Below are 16,320 nucleotides of genomic sequence, written 5' to 3'. Positions count from 1 at the left end.
AGGAAAAGCGTAATCGCTTTTCCTTTTTAATTTGAATATGGAGTGGCTATACCAGAAGAAATAGAGACTGTTTTATTATTCGTGTTTATTGTTGCTGTAGCTCCAAGTGGAATACCGATGTTTGGACTTATATGTCCAATTGGTAAATCGAATAGGACAGGTATATGATATGGCGCGAAATATTCATATAATATTGTTTGCAATGATTGAGAGGGCTTTGAAGGAGTGCAGTCGTGACAACTTGTGAAAATAACGCCCCTGCATTCATTAAACTTTCCAGATAAAAGTAGCTGATTTAACATACGGTCAATGCGGTACGGTTCTTCACCAATGTCTTCAAGTAATAAAAGTGTATTGTCCGTATTTATCTCGTAGGGCGAGCCAATTATACTTGTTAACACAGCTAAATTTCCTCCAACTAACGTACCTGTAACTGTACTGTGAGAGCTAGGTACGATACATTCTGATGCAGATAAAATGGTTGAATACGGATGGAATAGCTGATTAAAAGAGGATAAAGATAGGGAATCAATGCCTTTTCCTAGTTCTTCAATCATCGGACCATGAAATGTTATAAGCTTTGCATAACGTGAAACAGCAGTATGTAAAGCTGTAATATCGCTATATCCCCAAAAGATTTTTGGATTCTGCCTAATAACTTCATATTGAATGTGAGGAAGAAGACGAGCACTTCCATAACCACCTCGTGCACAAAAAATTGCCTTCACTTCATTATTTGTAAATGCTTCATGTATATCGTCAAGCCGAACTTGATCACTTCCGGCTAAAAATCCATATTTCTCGTAAACACTCTTCCCGATTATTACGGATAACCCCATCTCTTGTAATACATTCACACCTTTTAATACATTTTCGATTGTAGGTGGACCAGATGGTGCAATAATCATTACTGTATCACCTTGTTTTAATGCATTTGGATAAATCATTAAGCTCAGCCTCCTTCTCTTTCAATATATTCGCTTCATATGAAGTTCAACCCTTGCAAAAGCAGGGGAAAGCTTATCAAATAAAGAAGATATAAAGGAAATAGGAGGGGAAATGATGTTTACAAGTCGAGTAACAGACATATTAAAAATTGAGTATCCCGTTGTTCAAGCCGGTATGGCAGGCGCGATTACGACGCCAGAACTTGTTGCAGCAGTAAGTAATAGTGGAGGATTAGGGACGCTTGGAGCGGGCTATATGAGCCCAGAACAAATTCGTGAAGCGATTTATAGAATAAGAGAACTAACAGATAAGCCTTTCGGTGTTAATTTACTTGTAACGAAAGAGATAGAAATAGAAGAAGAGAAGGTAGATGAGGCGAAAGTATTACTAAGCGGAGTGAATAGAGAATTAGGTATAGAAGTAGAAGGAACGTTAAAGCTTCCAAAAAGCTATAAGGAACAATTACAAGTGCTATTAGATGAAAAAGTACCGGTCGTTAGCTTTGCATTTCAAACGTTAGAAAAAGAAGAAATAAATGATTTAAAAAGAAGTGGAATAAAAGTTATCGGAACAGCTACCCATGTGAAGGAAGCGAAAGTACTTGCTGAGCTAGGAGTAGATATTATTATTGGGCAAGGTAGCGAAGCAGGAGGGCATAGAGGAACGTTTATTGGGAAAGAACGAGATGCTATGATTGGTACGTTTGCGTTAATACCTCAGTTAGTAGGGGCTGTTCCGCATATCCCAATTGTCGCAGCAGGTGGTGTAATGAACGGACAAGGGCTTGTTGCGGCATTGGCACTAGGAGCAGAAGGTGTTCAAATGGGATCAGCCTTTTTAACAAGTGAAGAGAGTATTACGCACGATGTGTATAAAGAAGCGGTTTTACATAGTACAGATACGAGCACAACTGTAACTCGTGCGTTTTCCGGGAAATATGCACGCGGTATTCGGAATGAATTTATAGAGAGACATGAAGGAAAAGAAGAAGGGCTTCCGGTATATCCAGTGCAAAACGTATTAACTTCTAAAATACGCCAAGAGGCAGCGAAGCAAAATAAGGAAGAATATATGTCACTTTGGGCAGGGCAGGCAGCATCATTGGCACGAATCGAATCAGCTCAGCATGTAGTGGAGCGAGTTATGAAAGAAGCGGCGAATGCAATCGAGCAATTACAAAATATATACAAAAAGACCACTTGAGTAATTCAAGCGGTCTTTTCGTTAGTTTGCTTTATAAAATTGTTGGATGGCTTCGTCGATGTAAACCCAGCCTTTCCAACCTAAGTGCATATGATCTTTTAAGAAGTATTTATCGTATTCATGATTTGAGAAGTCGGCAATTGGATAACCAGCTTTTTCAATTTGCTCATGAACTTTCTTATAGTATGCTTCGCGGCGTTCTTTCGGGAAGCCAGCGTAGTCGTACCAAGGACCTTTGACAGGAACAGAAATGAAGAGTGGTTTTGCACCAGATTGTTTTAATAAATCAAGTACAATTTGTAAATCTTCATATTCTGGCGATTGGTCATAAGCATCATTTTTTAAGTAACCTTCACGTTGCTTTAATTTTTTCTTAATTTTGCTATTGAAGTAACCATCTTCGATACCATATTCATTAGATCTAGATTCTGCTGCACCTGTTTGATCCGCATGTTTACGAGCCTCTTCCCAGTTCATTTGTTTTAATGAAGAATCGAGCTTCTCTTTGTGCGGTTTAATATTAAACATAGCTGTAAATAAATCTTTACGATCTAAAATGTTACGGTAAATATAAGCGAAAGGTTTAGCAGCAAGTGCTTTTACTTTATACTTCGTATCATCATAAGCGATACCTTCAAGCGAAATTTTTAATAAAGTTTCTTTTTTTACAATCTCAAAGTTTAATAAACGCTTTGCAATTTGTTTTTTCATTTCAGGTTTTAAATCATTGTTGAAAATGAAGTGGTAACCTTGTTGTTTTGAAAAGTTAGGTGCAAAGTGCGTTTCGTCAATACCTTGTGGTACAAACCATTGCGGAGAAAGAACGAATACCATTTTCTTATCTTTCAATTGATCCATTGTAGATGCGAAGTTTAATACATGTACAAGGTCTTGTGTTCCGCCGCGTCCAAGAAGGAATGGCGTAAATCCTTCAGGCTTTACTTTAAAATAATTAGATGGATGGAAAGCATCCATACGTGCGAATTCCGATGAACCGTACATCGGAAGATATTTTGGATCTGCTAACATCTTTTGCTGTAAAATCATACTTTGAATTTTTTCTTCTTTTAAAGAAGTAGCAGCTTGTTCTACTTTTTCATCACTTAAAAGTGGAAGTAGGAAGCGCGTTGGAATAAGTAAGAATACAGCAAAAAGGGCCAATGCTAAAAGCATCGGACCAAATTTTGCTTTGTTCATCGGATTTCTTCCAACTTTTTAATAACCATGTTTGGTGTAGCCCACTCGTCACGGTCAAAATCAGAAATAGAAACTTCAATATCTAAACGCTCTTGGAATTCAACTAATAAAGATACTACAGCGAAAGAATCAAGGATACCTTCTTCAAATAATTGAACATCTAAGTTTTCTTTCACAATATCGTTTTCACATACTTCTTCTAAAATATCTAATACTTGCTCTTTGAATTCTGCCATTTTTAAAATCTCCTTTATATCCGAAATTATTATATGTGCAACTTCTTAATGGAATAAGAAGGGTGCATTAAAAGTATCTGTTAAGGTGTCCAGAGAAGATTAGGAAACCGAAACATACAACGTGGAACGTAATTACAATCGCAAGGATGTGTGTAAATTTATTGTTTGGCCAAAACTTATGCTTCTTGTTTTTTCGTTCGAAAATATCGAATAAAATAAACAGTGCGGCATGGTATAGACCATAAATAACATACTGCGCAACAGCGCTTCCTTGGATGTGCCAAATTCCCATAATGAAGAAGTTTAAAAATGCCCCGATATACGAAATAGTGTAACGGTTCTTAATTAACTTTTTCTTCGTTGCAAAAAAGACGAAACGCATGTAAATAAAATCACGGAACCAGAATGATAAACTCATGTGCCAGCGGTTCCAGAAGTCTTTAATATTACGACTAAGGAATGGCTTATTGAAGTTTTCTGGCGTTTTAATTCCCATCATATAACTTACACCAATTACAAAAGAGCTATAACCAGCAAAATCAAAGAATAGATATAAGCTATAGCTATACATGTAAATCATATTTGAAAATATTGTATCGTGTTGAGCGAATGCTGGATCCATACAATATTGCTTTATTAAGTAAGCAATAATAAATTTATACAAGAAACCTTGGAAAATACGATTTAGTCCTGTATATAGTAAATTTTGATATTCTTCAGCGCTAGGTGGCTTTTGAATATCTTTTTGGAATCTTCGGTAACGATCGATAGGTCCTGTTGAAATCGCAGGGAAGAATAAAACGAATTCCCAGAAGTTAAAGAAAGAAAGCTCTTTAATTAAACCATCACGAACTTCAAATACCATTTGAACTGCTCTGAATGTTACGTAAGATATACCTAGGAAAACAACAAGTTTTAACTCAGGTAAAAACGATGCAAACGGCGCGATTTTTGCCAAAATAAGAGGCAAAATCGATAAAATAACAGCTATGCAAAATGTGAATGTACTATTATTTTGTTTTCTTAAAATTAAATAGCCTTTAATAAGGACATATTGCCAAATAATAAATGCAGCTAGCATCATTGCTTGCTTTGGTTTATCTGAGAAGATAATAGCAATCATGACTAATGTTAAAACGGCATTATATTTGCGCAACATTTTACCTTTTAATCCAGCTATGATAGTAGGTATTAATAAAATGCCCACTATAGCGAAAAAATAAAATGATCCATATGCGGTCATGCTGTAACCTCACTCAATAATTTTTTGCGATCTACCTTTCCATTTGGTGTCATTGGAATAGAAGATTGATACATGAATTTACGTGGAATCATGTAGTTTGGTAATCGCTCATTGAGTTCTTTTTTGATTGCAGATGTTAATTTGAATTCTTTTTCAAACGAATGCTCCCCAGGAACAACAACCGCTAATAAATAATCGTATTTCTCACCTTTTTTAATTGGAACGATAACTGCTCCTTCTACGTAAGAACACGCACGAAGGTGATGCTCAATTTCTTCTAATTCCATTCGATAACCATGCAGCTTAATTTGGAAATCAAGACGACCATTATAGAATAGAAGACCATTTTCAACATAGCCAGCATCGCCTGTTTTATAGGCGCGCTCACCGTCAATCATAGTAAATGCTTTTTCTGTTAATTCAGGGCTTCCTAAATATCCAACGCTTACGCTTGGACCGACAATTACGATTTCACCTTTTTCACCATCAGGTGCGATCGTGCCATCTTCTTTCATAATAAGAAGGCGACAGTCTGATTTACAATAGCCAACTGGAAGTGATTTGTATTGATCAAGCACTTCTTCTGTAACGTGAATACCTGTTACAGCGACAGTAGCTTCTGTTGGACCATACGTATTCATAATTGTTGCTTTAGGGAAACGCTCAATTAATTTTCTAGCTACTTCATTTGGTAACACTTCACCGCAGAATAAGAATGTTTTCATGTTCGGTAGCATACTCTCAGAGAAAGATGCTTCCATTAAACACATTTCAGCGAAAGAAGGTGTGGAAGTCCATACTTGAATATCCGATTGCTCTAAAGAAGCAAACAAGTCTTTTGGACGCGCAATCATATCTTTATCGATTGCCCAAAGTGTACCACCTGTTACTAATGATGGGTAAATATCCATTACAGATAAATCAAATGAGAAAGGTGCTTGGTTTAAGAATACTTGCCCTGTTTGTAAGTTGAAATCTTCTACAGCCCATTTTGTAAAGCTAACAAGGCAGTTATAAGTAATCTGAACCCCTTTCGGATTACCTGTGCTTCCTGATGTGTAAATAATGTAGAAGTTCTCATCACCTTTTACCGCATGTTCAGGATTTGGAGTGTTCCCTTTATGAGTAAAGAAAATATCTTTTAAGTTGTCTTCACTTACGATGCGAACTGGTAAATCAGTTACAGTTACTGCTGTTGCCGATAAAAGTAATTTCGCACCAGAATTTTCAGCAATACGTTGTACACGATCAGCTGGGATAGATAAATCTACAGGAATGTAAGCATGTCCAGCTTTTACACATCCTAAAAAGTTAATAATCATTTCAGGTTGCATATGGCCATACACCATAATTGGTGAACGATCGTCTGGATACTCAGAAGAAATCCAATGTGCCAACGCATCAGAATCTTCCTTTAATTGTTTGTACGTAATTTTCGCATCTCGCCAAACAAAAGCGGTTTGATCAGGCGTTTCTGCAGCCCACTTTTCAATTTGTTCTAATAACTTCATAACGTTCCCACCCTAGAATTCATTGTAAATAAATGTACTTGTGTTTGTATCATGGAATCCATACAACCAAAGTAATGCAAATAAAATTGCAAGATAATAAACCGTCTTTGCAACCCATTGTGTGAGTGGTCGAGACCATATCTCTTTTAATCTTTCCATGTCTTTCCCTCTCTTAATGAAATAATAGCTCTTTGTAGGTATCATGTCCTACATTATTGTGAAAAAAACAAAATCCCACATTTTAGGTAAAAATAAGTCAAAAGGCTCTTTTTTGATATTAGCACTAAATACTAAAAAAGAAAATCCCTAACTTAGCAATTATATTACATTCAGCATGAATTTGTAATGGGTTTGACATGTAAATAGAAAGTGGATTGTGTGAATACATAAAAGTGGACTATAAGAATACGTAAAAATACAGTGTTTGTTTTTATTAATCATTTAAGACGGAGTAAACTTTTAAATTTCTAGTTCTTTTGAAAAGGAGGAAATTATCATGAATAGAGTGTGGAAGAATCTAATTTCGGAAGAAAATATCGTGAAATGGAGAAGGCATTTCCATAAGTATCCGGAATTATCATTTCATGAAAAAGAAACTTCGCAATTTATATATGATACATTATGCTCATTTTCTTCTTTTGAAGTAACGAGACCGACGAAGTATAGTGTACTAGCAATTAAAAGAGGTGTGAAGCAAGGGAAAGTAATTGCGATTCGAGCTGATATAGACGCTTTGCCAATTCAAGAGGAGACAAGTAAATCTTATACATCTGTGAATAAAGGAATGATGCATGCATGTGGGCACGATGCTCACGCAGCTATTTTATTAAGTACAGCAGAGGTGTTATCAAATATAAAGGAAGATTTTGCAGGTGAGATTCGTCTATTCTTTCAGCACGCAGAAGAGGTGTATCCCGGTGGGGGACAAGAAATGGTTGAGGCAGGTGTAATGGACGGTGTTGATTATGTAATAGGTTTACATGTTATGTCAGGACTTGAGAGTGGAAAGATAGGAATTGCATATGGACCGATGATGGCAGCTCCAGACGTATTTACAGTTGAGATTCAAGGCAAAGGAGGACATGCGGCGCGACCAGAAGAAACGATAGATCCTATTGCTATCGGAGCACAGATTATTACAAATCTACAACATATCGTATCAAGAAATACAAGTGCTTTTATGCAAAGGGTTGTTTCAGTTACACAATTTCATGGGGGAACGGCTGACAATATTATTCCTAGTACAGCAACTTTAATGGGAACTGTTCGTTCATTTAATCAAGCATTGAGGGTGGAAGCAGAAGGGAAAATCGAGAAAATTGTGAAAGGAATTACAGAAGCACATGGAGGATCGTATACATATACGTATCGATATGGATATGATCCGGTTATTAATGATGAATATATTACGAAAATAGTAGAAGAAAGTGCACTACATTTGTTTGGGAATGAGCGTGTTGTGAAGCTTGAACCTTCTATGGGTGGAGAAGATTTTTCAGCATATTTAAGAAAAGCACCTGGTTGTTTCATTAAATTAGGAACAGGTAATGAAAATATATATACTTGTTATCCACATCATCATCCGAAATTTGACGTGGATGAATCAGCATTAATTTGTGGAGTGGAGCTATTTTTAGAGACGACTATAAGATTACTAAAATTATAGAAAAACAAAAAAAGGCAACTGCACTCTATTGCAGTTGCTTTTATTTCTTTCCGTCAGAGAGGGCTGAGAAAGAACTATGCTCATTCATAGTATATGAATAGCTAACGGACAAGCTTGTACATTTTAATCATTTTTTTAAAAATAGTTATTGACATTGATAATCAATGTCAATTAATCTAAATATAGTTGAAATTGATAATTATTATCAATAGGATGGATGCGACATGTTAATGAGAAAGAATTTTCACCTTCTGCGGAGGGGATTAAAAGATAAAAATAAAGATGTTGATCAGCATATGGAATGGCAAAGAAATGTAATTCGGTCTGAATATGTAGATGAGAAGAAGAGCATTCAAACAGAAAAAGAGATACAAAGTAAAGGGAGAGGTTCAGTTGAGTAAGTTAGTAATGATTTTTGCAAGTATGAGTGGAAATACAGAGGAAATGGCTGACCATATTGCCGGCGTAATTCGTGAAACAGAAAATGAAATTGAAGTTATTGATATTATGGATTCACCAGAAGCTTCTATATTAGAACAGTATGATGGAATTATTTTAGGTGCATACACTTGGGGAGATGGCGATCTTCCTGATGATTTCTTAGATTTTTATGATGCAATGGATTCTATTGATTTAACTGGGAAAAAAGCGGCAGTATTCGGATCATGTGATTCGGCTTATCCGAAATACGGAGTGGCAGTTGACATTTTAATAGAAAAGCTACAAGAGCGCGGGGCAGCAGTTGTGTTAGAAGGACTAAAAGTAGAATTAACGCCAGAAGATGAAGATGTAGAAAAATGTTTACAGTTTGGAGCTGAATTTGTAAAACACCTTTCTTAATGGCAGAAGGGAGATGAAGAGCAAGTGCATGAGAAAATCTCAATCAAAACGATGACAGATTATCATTTGTATGATTTTATGCGTTGTCCGCATAAATTTTATTTTCGTCACATAAAAAGAAGAGAACCTTCTTCATTTGAATGGCAACAAATAGCACAAATGATTGTCAATCAAATTATTAACGAGTATTACACGCTACCTGCGGGTCAACAAACGAAAATTGTACTTTTAATATTAATAGAAAAGTATTGGAAAAAAGTAAGGATTAATATGTTTGCTTCGAAGACGGAATACTATATTGTATTAGCGAAGCTAACGGATCACTTATTACAGTTCGTTGAAAAGGATGATAGTCAGACACCACCATTGTTTTTATACGAGAAGTTTCAAACATATATGGAAGAGTTAGGTGTCCACATGTCATTGACATTTGAAGTTGGTGAGTGGAGTGCTGAGTCGTTTGTAATTAAAAAGTATGTTGTCGATGCAGATGAGGAAATGCTTGCTCTTTGTCAGAAGCTAATGACAGTATTCAGTTATAAAGCTTTCGGAGTTCTTCCAGGAAAAATTGAAGTTATTAATTTAATAGAAGGAACTAAGTATGAGTACATTCCGAAACAGGAAGATATTATAACTGGAATGGCTGATTTATCTAGAATGAAAGAAATGTTAGAGCAACCTGAGCATTATACAGAGCGTCATTTTCGTTCTGAGTGTATAAGTTGTGCGTTTCGTAGTGAATGCCAAGGGGAAGAAGTAAAGACAGAAGCGAAACAGAAGAAAAATATAGTTCATTAAAGGATGCAACTTTGCATCCTTTTTTGTTATTGACATGAAAAGCTTTTCATCATTTACGGTATATTTGTAGCAGATTTTAATAAAGTGAAACTTTAATCAGTGGGGGTTTTGTCAATCACCCACTGATTATCAGCCCTCATTAATCGGGCTACCCACAAATCAGAATAAAGGGAGGAATAATCAATGAAAGATGAAACAAAAGTATTTCAATGGTTAAAAGAACAAAATGCTCCTTTTGAAATTCAACTGCAAATTTTACAGGCGTTTCAATTGTATAAAGTTATTGTTGAAATGGATAAAAAGTTAATGATGTATGAGGAGAGAGTATATAGGGAGAGAATGTAATCTCATCCCTGTAATATCGTTTTTAGCTGTTCTGTGCCTGTAATGAATTCGAGTTCATTCTCTGACTCAAAATTATAAATAATATTATGTAGTAAAGGACTGTATTGATAAAAGGTAGTAATACGATGAATGAGTAATGGATCATGATGAGAAATAAGTGTACTGTACTGTTCATATACAGATGTAGTAAACTCATGTCCGAAATCATAATATAGTCCTGCAAAATCAAAAGCAGGATCGCCAATTTGCGCATCACCAAAATCGATAACACCTGAAATGCTTTTGTTATGCTTGTTAAATAAAATGTGATGATGAGTAAAATCAGCGTGAATGATTGTGTTTTGAAAAGTGGATGTAGCTAAACATGCAAAGAAATTTTCAAATAAGCGATTTAAGGCTAGTTTCTGTAATGAAGTAAGGCTAGTAGTGAGATATTGGTTTAATTTTGTTTGTAGCTCTTTCCAGTAGGTACATGTTTTTTCAATAGGGAAACATAGCGTTGTAACTTGGTGTAAAGGAATACTATGTAGTACCGCAAGGAAAGTAGCTAATTGTGTAATAATTGCTTTCAGCTTTGGATCCTCCAGCGTGGCAACTGTTTCTGTTTTTAATGGTTCACCATGAATGAGAGTATAGTAACTACAAAGAGGAACCTCATCAGATTCATTTTTATAAATTAGGTGATATTGTGGAACTTCGATTTCTTGTAGTGATTGAGTGAGAATTGCGCATAGTTCTTTTTCTAACGGAATTCGCATCGCATATTCCTGTTTTCGCGGGAAACGAAACAGTAGCTCATCATTTACTATAACTGCTACATTATCCCATCCTTCTTCATTTTGTTTATATGAATGTATAGAAAGATTAGGCAAAGCTTCTTTTATATAATGTTTGTAAGAGTCCATAATTGTTCCTCGTTTCTGAGTTAAGTTATTCTATTTTATGATATCAGAATTTTCTTTCTATATGTTAAAATATATCTATTATTATGAAGAAGGGCGGGAGTATTACGAAAAAAAGACTGTTAATCATTTCTCTATGTATCGCTTTTGTATTGTTTTGGTCATATAAAGAGGAGGTTTTTGCTACCTTTAAACCGATTGATCAGTACGAGTTAAATAAGGAGTTAAAGAACAAAAGTATAGAAAACTTAACTCATAATGAAATGAAAAAGGTAGGAGAGCATTTTGTGACCGAGCAACTATCAGTGTTTGGGTCTACTAATAAAGAAGATGTGAAACGAAAAGGTGAAGAACTATTTTTAAATAGAGGGTATGAACAATTAATGGGAAATTATTATCCAAATCGTTTTCAAGATTTAGAGTATAAATTTACAAACGAGGAGATACGTGAAGAGACCAATGAGAGTTTTCTTTATCAAGCTGTAGCGTACGTTGCGGGTACTGAAAATGGTAAGAGTAAGAGAAGCGAAATGAAATTGAATTATGAAGTGAAAATTGTAAAGGTTAATAATATATTTATGGTGCTAGACCAAAAGCAGCGCGTACAATAAAGGAAATTCATTGCTCAATAGAACATTTGAGGGTGTATTACTTAATGCGGAATAAAAAGACCCTTAAGGAATAAAGGGCCTTTAAAGATTTTCATTTTGTTGACCAAGTTCTTTTTGAGCAATATATAAATTCCCTTGCTCGACTTGTTTAAGAGTATGAACAGAATCTCCTGCATATCCTTTTTGTGTTTTAACAGTTCTTTTTGAACGATTGGAATCTTGTTTCTTCATATAATAGGCCACCTTTCATCAAAAATAAACGAAAATGATAAGTATGAGTAATACAGCAGCGAAAATGGTAATGCCCATTAAAAACGAAGTGTTTTTATATTTAGGTGGCTTATGTACATCTTGCCGATATCCAGGTGAAATTTCAGGGGCAAATTCTTCATCGAATGATTGCTTTTTTTCTTTGTCGTCCATATGTACCCACCTTTCTTTTTCATTATATTATACATTACAAGAAAAAATATGCATAAAGAAAACAGCCGCTTTATTATTAGCGGCTGTTTTGTGTTGTATATTTTCGTTGTACTTGAAAGAGACGGATAAGTAGGAAGGCAGCGCCAAATGCTAGACCGATAATAAGACCGATCCAATAGCCTTTCGCGGCCCATTCTGTATACGTCGCTAATATGTAACCTAGTGGTAGACCTATTATCCAATAAGCAATTAAAGTCATAATTAGAGCAACATTTACATCTTTATAACCACGCAAAGCTCCTTGTACAGGGGTTGCAATTGCATCTGAAATTTGAAATAAAATTGCAAAGATAAGAAATTCTTTTGCTAAATGATGAACTTTTGCATCTGTCGTATAAATAGAAGCAATTTGATCATCAAAGAAGTAGAGAAGAATCGAATATAATAAAGCAAAGGCAAGGGCTAATCCAATTCCAATCAGTCCGTATTGTTTTGCATTATCGTAACGTTTTGCTCCAACTTCGAATCCAACCGCAATAGTCATTGCCATTGCTAAACTTAGCGGAGTCATATATAACAAGGAAGCAAAGTTCATAGCTGCTTGGTGAGCTGCAATAGTTGTCGTACTAAAATTACTCATCATGAGCGTTACCGCAGCGAAAATACTCGTTTCAAAAAAGATAGCAAATCCGATAGGGACGCCAAGTTTTAAGAATGCTATCCAACTCGAAAGAGAAGGTCGGTATAATTGTTTGAAAATGTTGAAAGAGGCAAAAGGCTCTTTCGTCTGAATAATAATGACTGTAATAATTAAAATGCACCAATATGTTGCAGTGGAAGCAATTGCTGCTCCGACACCACCGAGCTTTGGGAAACCGAAGTTACCAAAAATTAATAGGTAATTTAATATTACATTAATTGGTAATGATAATAATGTAATAATCATCGTTGTTCGAGTTTTTCCTAATGCATCAATAAATCCACGTAAAACAGTGTAAGTGAATAAAGGTATAATTCCTATTGCGATAATACTTAAAAATTGCGCTGCAATACGTTCCACAGGTTCTTCTAAGCGCATGCCATTTAAAATAGGTGAAACGACGAAAAAACCGATGAGGATAACAACGAAGCTAGCACAAATTGCTAAATAAACTGCTTGTATGACAACGTGGGGAACGTCCTCTTTTTTCTTGGATCCAACGAGCTGTGCAACAATGGGAGTAGTAGCCATTAAAATTCCTGTTAACCCCGTACTAACTGGAATCCATATACTTGTTCCAATTGCCACACCTGCTAAATCAGTTGGACTTGCATGTCCTGACATCGTTGTATCAAAAAAACTCATCGCAAATAATGACATTTGCGTTACGAAAATCGGAAAAAATAGTAATACAAATTGCTTTAACTTTTGTGAGAATGAAGTAGTTTCTTTCATAAAATCCCCTTTCCGTATAAAAAAACAAACTCTTACTATCATACAATTTAATCAAAGATTAGAAAAGAAATACGCGCCTATAACATATGAAGCCAATAAAAAAAGGATGCACTTTGAAAAGGGATAAGGTATTATGATAAGGTGTGAAAAAATTACATATTATTTGTTATTAAGGAGGCACTACTTGTGGCTGATTGGTTAATTGGTTTAATCATGGGTGCTGTTGAAGGGTTAACAGAGTTTCTACCAGTATCATCAACAGGACATATGATTTTAACAGGACATTTAATTGGATTTGACGATGAGAGAGCGAAAGTTTTTGAAGTTGTTATCCAATTGGGATCGATTTTAGCAGTTGTTGTTATATTTTGGAAGCGTCTATGGTCGTTAGTTGGAATAGGTAAAGTAACAGACGGACCATCGTTAAATTTATTACATATTATTATCGGGATGATTCCTGCCGGGGTACTTGGCGTATTATTCCATAGCACTATTAAAGAGGTTTTATTTGGTCCAGGACCAGTTGTTATTAGCTTAGTAGCCGGTGGTATTTTAATGATTGTTGCTGAGAAGTTTTCGAAACCAAGTACAGCAAGAACGTTAGATGAAATCACATATAAACAGGCATTTACAATTGGAATGTTCCAATGTTTAGCTCTTTGGCCAGGATTTTCTCGTTCTGGTTCTACAATAAGTGGTGGTTTATTAGCTCGCGTGTCGCATACAGCGGCAGCTGAATATACGTTCATTTTAGCGGTACCGATGATGGTAGCTGCAAGTGGCTTAGATTTAATTAAAAGCTGGGATGTATTAAGCTCAGCAGATATAACGCTATTTGTAACAGGGTTTGTAACTGCATTCGTTGTTGCGATGCTTGCAATTGTTTCATTCTTGAAATTATTATCTCGTGTAAAACTAACACCGTTCGCTTATTATCGTTTCATTTTAGCTGCGGTATTCTATTTCTTCATTATGTAATAAAAAAACCTGCCGAGCTCGGCAGGTTTTTATTTTACTACTTTTTCCATCATGTTTTCCATTACATGTTCCCAAAGAGAAGTATCATCAGCTAATGTAGCACGGAAATTAGCATACATTTCTTTTTGTTTTTCTTCGAAAGTTGGATCTTCTTTTTCAGGTAATGTAGCGCGCATTGAAGTTACTAATTCTTGTACTTTTGGAGCGCGTGGTCCCCAAACAGCTTGTTCATTTCCATCTTTATCAATGAAAATAAAGATTGGAATCGCACGTGCTGTTCCATTTGTTAAATATTGATCCATTAATTCTAAGTTTTCATCGCGAATTAATAAACTCATATCAATATTTGCAACTTCAGAAATTCGTTTCATAACAGGTACGCATAAAAGAGCATCGCCACACCAATCAGCAGTTAATACGATAACACGCCAGCCATCATTTTGACGTTCTTCTAATACAGGAAGTAATTCATTTGGAATTAAAAAATTATTGTAAATGTGTAGTAGCTCGTATTGGTTTACTTGCATTTCATTCACATATGTATCAAAGGACATACCTTTATCAGCCCATTGTTGTAAGTTCATAATTAACACCTCTTTAGTAAGATTTGCTTTCATTGTACCAATTTTTATATAGAAAAGCTTGTATTCTTACTCTTTCTTGTCACTTAATAATTTATTTAATAGAAAAAAGAATAGTACGACACATAATTCAGTTAAGTTGGACATTTGTACGCTTTCTATCCAATCATCAGCAGTATGAATGACGAACCAATCTAGTGTAATTTCAATGAATGAGAAAAGAGTGAGAGAAATCCAATTTGACATGTTTTGAGTCAATGGATATAGCAGCGCTTTGAAGAAACTGAAAATAAATAATGTAATACCATCTAAGAAAGTGATTAATAAAAAAAAGAGAAGTAAAGCAGTACGTGAACTATACGCTATACCTGTAATTTGAAAGATTCCTACATATACAAAAAATATAAATGTAAAAACTATAATGAGAAAAAGAGCAATAATACTAATGATAATTGTTTTATCTTTTAGGCTGAGATTTGAGAACCTATCCTCCTCATGCATTAAAATACCCCTTTTTCTGGAAGTTGACTTCATTTTATCATGAAATACATATTAAAAAACTACGAATTATGGGAAAATAAGGTGACAAAAAGTAAGATTTCATGTAAAATTATTAATAAGGTTTTTATTTAACTAAATGAAATAAAAGGAGCTGTCAATGTTGTCTCAAAATCGAGAGCAATTAATGGAAGAACTATCGACAAATGTGTTTGCTATGTTTCGCACGTTGCGTAATGATATCGGAAAAATATTTGGTGGTTACATACCGTGGAATGAATTCATCGTCCTAAGAATATTAAATCGTACGAATAAAGAAATGGTATCGCGTGTAGCAAATGAATTAAATGTGTCGAATAGTCATATTACAGCTGTTACAGAAAAATTAATTAATAAGGGTTTTGTAACTCGTTCACGTTCTACATCAGATCGCCGAGTTGTGTATTTAGAGATTACAGAACAAGGGAAAGATTTAGTTGCGAAAATGGAAGATGCGAAAAAACAATATTTACAAGAAAGATTCTCTGCACTTTCAGAAGATGAAATGAATGTAATGATTTCAATTTCCAAAAAACTTATTTAAGTGATTATAAACAAGAAAACGCTTACGTGATAAAATAGAAGGTCTTCCTTATAGATGGGAGATCTTCTTTCGTGTGTAATAGATGTTAATAAATAAAATGTGTATGAAAAAAGATAGAGCGCCATACTACTAATACAAGGAAGGAGGGAGAAATATGACGAATCGTAACGGTAGTAAAGGGAGCGGTAATCAAGGATCACCAAAGTCCGGCCAGTTTAATCAGGAATTTAGCACTGAATTTGAAACTGGTAATGATAATAAAGGGAAAGAATATCGTTCTAAAAAAGGGAGTAAATCAAAAAAGGAGTGAAATAATTCACTC

Annotated in this window: 22 protein-coding genes; 10 read left to right on the top strand and 12 right to left on the bottom strand. The window is 35.0% G+C overall.

Translation table 11 applies throughout. From position 1 onward, the window contains the following. Nucleotides 1–26 precede the first annotated feature (26 nt). Nucleotides 27–947, bottom strand: a complete 921-nt coding sequence (locus GBN91_RS08765; RefSeq protein WP_000640062.1) for a S66 peptidase family protein — start codon at nt 945–947, stop codon at nt 27–29. Nucleotides 948–1,062: 115 nt separating this feature from the next. On the opposite strand from GBN91_RS08765, the gene GBN91_RS08760 reads away from it, so the two are divergent. After that, the gene (locus GBN91_RS08760) at nt 1,063–2,151 is read left to right on the top strand and encodes an NAD(P)H-dependent flavin oxidoreductase (protein ID WP_006928844.1); all 1,089 of its coding nucleotides are present in this window, start codon (nt 1,063–1,065) and stop codon (nt 2,149–2,151) included. A gap of 21 nt (nt 2,152–2,172) precedes the next feature. Here GBN91_RS08760 and dltD read toward each other — a convergent pair whose 3' ends face one another. From dltD to GBN91_RS08735, 5 genes are all read right to left on the bottom strand, one after another. Then, a complete protein-coding gene (dltD, locus tag GBN91_RS08755) occupies nt 2,173–3,348 on the bottom strand; it encodes a D-alanyl-lipoteichoic acid biosynthesis protein DltD (RefSeq protein WP_001030273.1) in 1,176 nt (391 codons plus the stop codon). Continuing rightward, on the bottom strand, nt 3,345–3,584 hold the full coding sequence (dltC, locus tag GBN91_RS08750; RefSeq protein ID WP_000807310.1) for a D-alanine--poly(phosphoribitol) ligase subunit DltC: 240 nt from the start codon (nt 3,582–3,584) through the stop codon (nt 3,345–3,347). Before dltC ends, dltD begins: the two co-directional genes overlap by 4 nt. Nucleotides 3,585–3,651: 67 nt before the next feature. Further along, nucleotides 3,652–4,827: a D-alanyl-lipoteichoic acid biosynthesis protein DltB gene (gene dltB / locus GBN91_RS08745; RefSeq protein ID WP_000127933.1), complete on the bottom strand. Its 1,176-nt coding sequence runs from the start codon at nt 4,825–4,827 to the stop codon at nt 3,652–3,654. Next, a complete protein-coding gene (gene dltA / locus GBN91_RS08740) occupies nt 4,824–6,338 on the bottom strand; it encodes a D-alanine--poly(phosphoribitol) ligase subunit DltA (RefSeq protein ID WP_000770505.1) in 1,515 nt (504 codons plus the stop codon). Before dltA ends, dltB begins: the two co-directional genes overlap by 4 nt. A gap of 12 nt (nt 6,339–6,350) precedes the next feature. Then, entirely contained in the window at nt 6,351–6,497 is a 147-nt protein-coding gene (locus GBN91_RS08735; RefSeq protein ID WP_000440293.1) for a teichoic acid D-Ala incorporation-associated protein DltX, read from the bottom strand. 337 nt (nt 6,498–6,834) lie between these two features. Here GBN91_RS08735 and amaA point away from each other — a divergent pair, with 337 nt between their 5' ends. The 5 genes from amaA (at nt 6,835) to GBN91_RS28775 (ending at nt 9,987) form a co-directional block, all read left to right on the top strand. Further along, a complete protein-coding gene (amaA, locus tag GBN91_RS08730) occupies nt 6,835–8,004 on the top strand; it encodes an N-acyl-aliphatic-L-amino acid amidohydrolase (RefSeq protein ID WP_006928846.1) in 1,170 nt (389 codons plus the stop codon). A gap of 224 nt (nt 8,005–8,228) precedes the next feature. Further along, nucleotides 8,229–8,405 carry a hypothetical protein gene (locus GBN91_RS28780; protein WP_000929023.1) on the top strand — a complete coding sequence of 59 codons (177 nt, stop codon included), beginning with the start codon at nt 8,229–8,231 and terminating at the stop codon, nt 8,403–8,405. Continuing rightward, on the top strand, nt 8,398–8,844 hold the full coding sequence (locus GBN91_RS08725) for a flavodoxin (protein WP_000041153.1): 447 nt from the start codon (nt 8,398–8,400) through the stop codon (nt 8,842–8,844). Before GBN91_RS28780 ends, GBN91_RS08725 begins: the two co-directional genes overlap by 8 nt. A 24-nt stretch (nt 8,845–8,868) precedes the next feature. Continuing rightward, nucleotides 8,869–9,642, top strand: a complete 774-nt coding sequence (locus GBN91_RS08720) for a hypothetical protein (protein WP_000544574.1) — start codon at nt 8,869–8,871, stop codon at nt 9,640–9,642. A 183-nt stretch (nt 9,643–9,825) separates the two neighbouring features. After that, nucleotides 9,826–9,987: a hypothetical protein gene (locus GBN91_RS28775; RefSeq protein ID WP_000651086.1), complete on the top strand. Its 162-nt coding sequence runs from the start codon at nt 9,826–9,828 to the stop codon at nt 9,985–9,987. 2 nt (nt 9,988–9,989) lie between these two features. Here the strand turns inward: GBN91_RS28775 and GBN91_RS08715 are convergent, their stop codons facing one another. Next, nucleotides 9,990–10,892 (bottom strand): aminoglycoside phosphotransferase family protein, encoded by a 903-nt coding sequence (locus GBN91_RS08715; RefSeq protein ID WP_000378982.1) that lies wholly within the window; start codon nt 10,890–10,892, stop codon nt 9,990–9,992. A gap of 83 nt (nt 10,893–10,975) precedes the next feature. Between GBN91_RS08715 and GBN91_RS08710 the strand changes: the two genes are divergently transcribed. Beyond that, the gene (locus tag GBN91_RS08710; RefSeq protein ID WP_152121390.1) at nt 10,976–11,500 is read left to right on the top strand and encodes a biotin transporter BioY; all 525 of its coding nucleotides are present in this window, start codon (nt 10,976–10,978) and stop codon (nt 11,498–11,500) included. An 81-nt stretch (nt 11,501–11,581) separates the two neighbouring features. Here GBN91_RS08710 and GBN91_RS28770 read toward each other — a convergent pair whose 3' ends face one another. The 3 genes from GBN91_RS28770 to GBN91_RS08700 all read right to left on the bottom strand — a co-directional run bounded on the left by GBN91_RS28770 (nt 11,582) and on the right by GBN91_RS08700 (nt 13,358). Then, on the bottom strand, nt 11,582–11,731 hold the full coding sequence (locus GBN91_RS28770; RefSeq protein WP_000743742.1) for a hypothetical protein: 150 nt from the start codon (nt 11,729–11,731) through the stop codon (nt 11,582–11,584). Nucleotides 11,732–11,749: 18 nt separating this feature from the next. After that, nucleotides 11,750–11,923: a hypothetical protein gene (locus GBN91_RS08705; protein WP_000341062.1), complete on the bottom strand. Its 174-nt coding sequence runs from the start codon at nt 11,921–11,923 to the stop codon at nt 11,750–11,752. 76 nt (nt 11,924–11,999) lie between these two features. Further along, nucleotides 12,000–13,358: an MATE family efflux transporter gene (locus GBN91_RS08700; protein ID WP_000665546.1), complete on the bottom strand. Its 1,359-nt coding sequence runs from the start codon at nt 13,356–13,358 to the stop codon at nt 12,000–12,002. Nucleotides 13,359–13,544: 186 nt separating this feature from the next. On the opposite strand from GBN91_RS08700, the gene uppP reads away from it, so the two are divergent. Continuing rightward, nucleotides 13,545–14,336 carry a bacitracin resistance undecaprenyl-diphosphatase gene (uppP, locus tag GBN91_RS08695; RefSeq protein WP_000796256.1) on the top strand — a complete coding sequence of 264 codons (792 nt, stop codon included), beginning with the start codon at nt 13,545–13,547 and terminating at the stop codon, nt 14,334–14,336. A 29-nt stretch (nt 14,337–14,365) separates the two neighbouring features. Here the strand turns inward: uppP and GBN91_RS08690 are convergent, their stop codons facing one another. Continuing rightward, entirely contained in the window at nt 14,366–14,953 is a 588-nt protein-coding gene (locus GBN91_RS08690) for a thioredoxin family protein (protein WP_002023667.1), read from the bottom strand. A gap of 33 nt (nt 14,954–14,986) precedes the next feature. Next, on the bottom strand, nt 14,987–15,418 hold the full coding sequence (locus GBN91_RS08685) for a regulatory YrvL family protein (protein WP_000544069.1): 432 nt from the start codon (nt 15,416–15,418) through the stop codon (nt 14,987–14,989). Nucleotides 15,419–15,578: 160 nt separating this feature from the next. Between GBN91_RS08685 and GBN91_RS08680 the strand changes: the two genes are divergently transcribed. Both GBN91_RS08680 and GBN91_RS08675 read left to right on the top strand, forming a co-directional pair. Next, a complete protein-coding gene (locus GBN91_RS08680) occupies nt 15,579–15,998 on the top strand; it encodes a MarR family winged helix-turn-helix transcriptional regulator (RefSeq protein ID WP_000081432.1) in 420 nt (139 codons plus the stop codon). Nucleotides 15,999–16,152: 154 nt separating this feature from the next. Continuing rightward, nucleotides 16,153–16,308: a hypothetical protein gene (locus GBN91_RS08675; protein ID WP_000184928.1), complete on the top strand. Its 156-nt coding sequence runs from the start codon at nt 16,153–16,155 to the stop codon at nt 16,306–16,308. Nucleotides 16,309–16,320 lie beyond the last annotated feature (12 nt).

It is taken from the genome of Bacillus sp. B1-WWTP-T-0.5-Post-4 (assembly GCF_009183795.1).
Classification (GTDB): domain Bacteria; phylum Bacillota; class Bacilli; order Bacillales; family Bacillaceae_G; genus Bacillus_A; species Bacillus_A cereus.
Note: the sequence above shows the minus strand (reverse complement) of the source record. Positions and strands in the feature narration are given on the sequence as shown.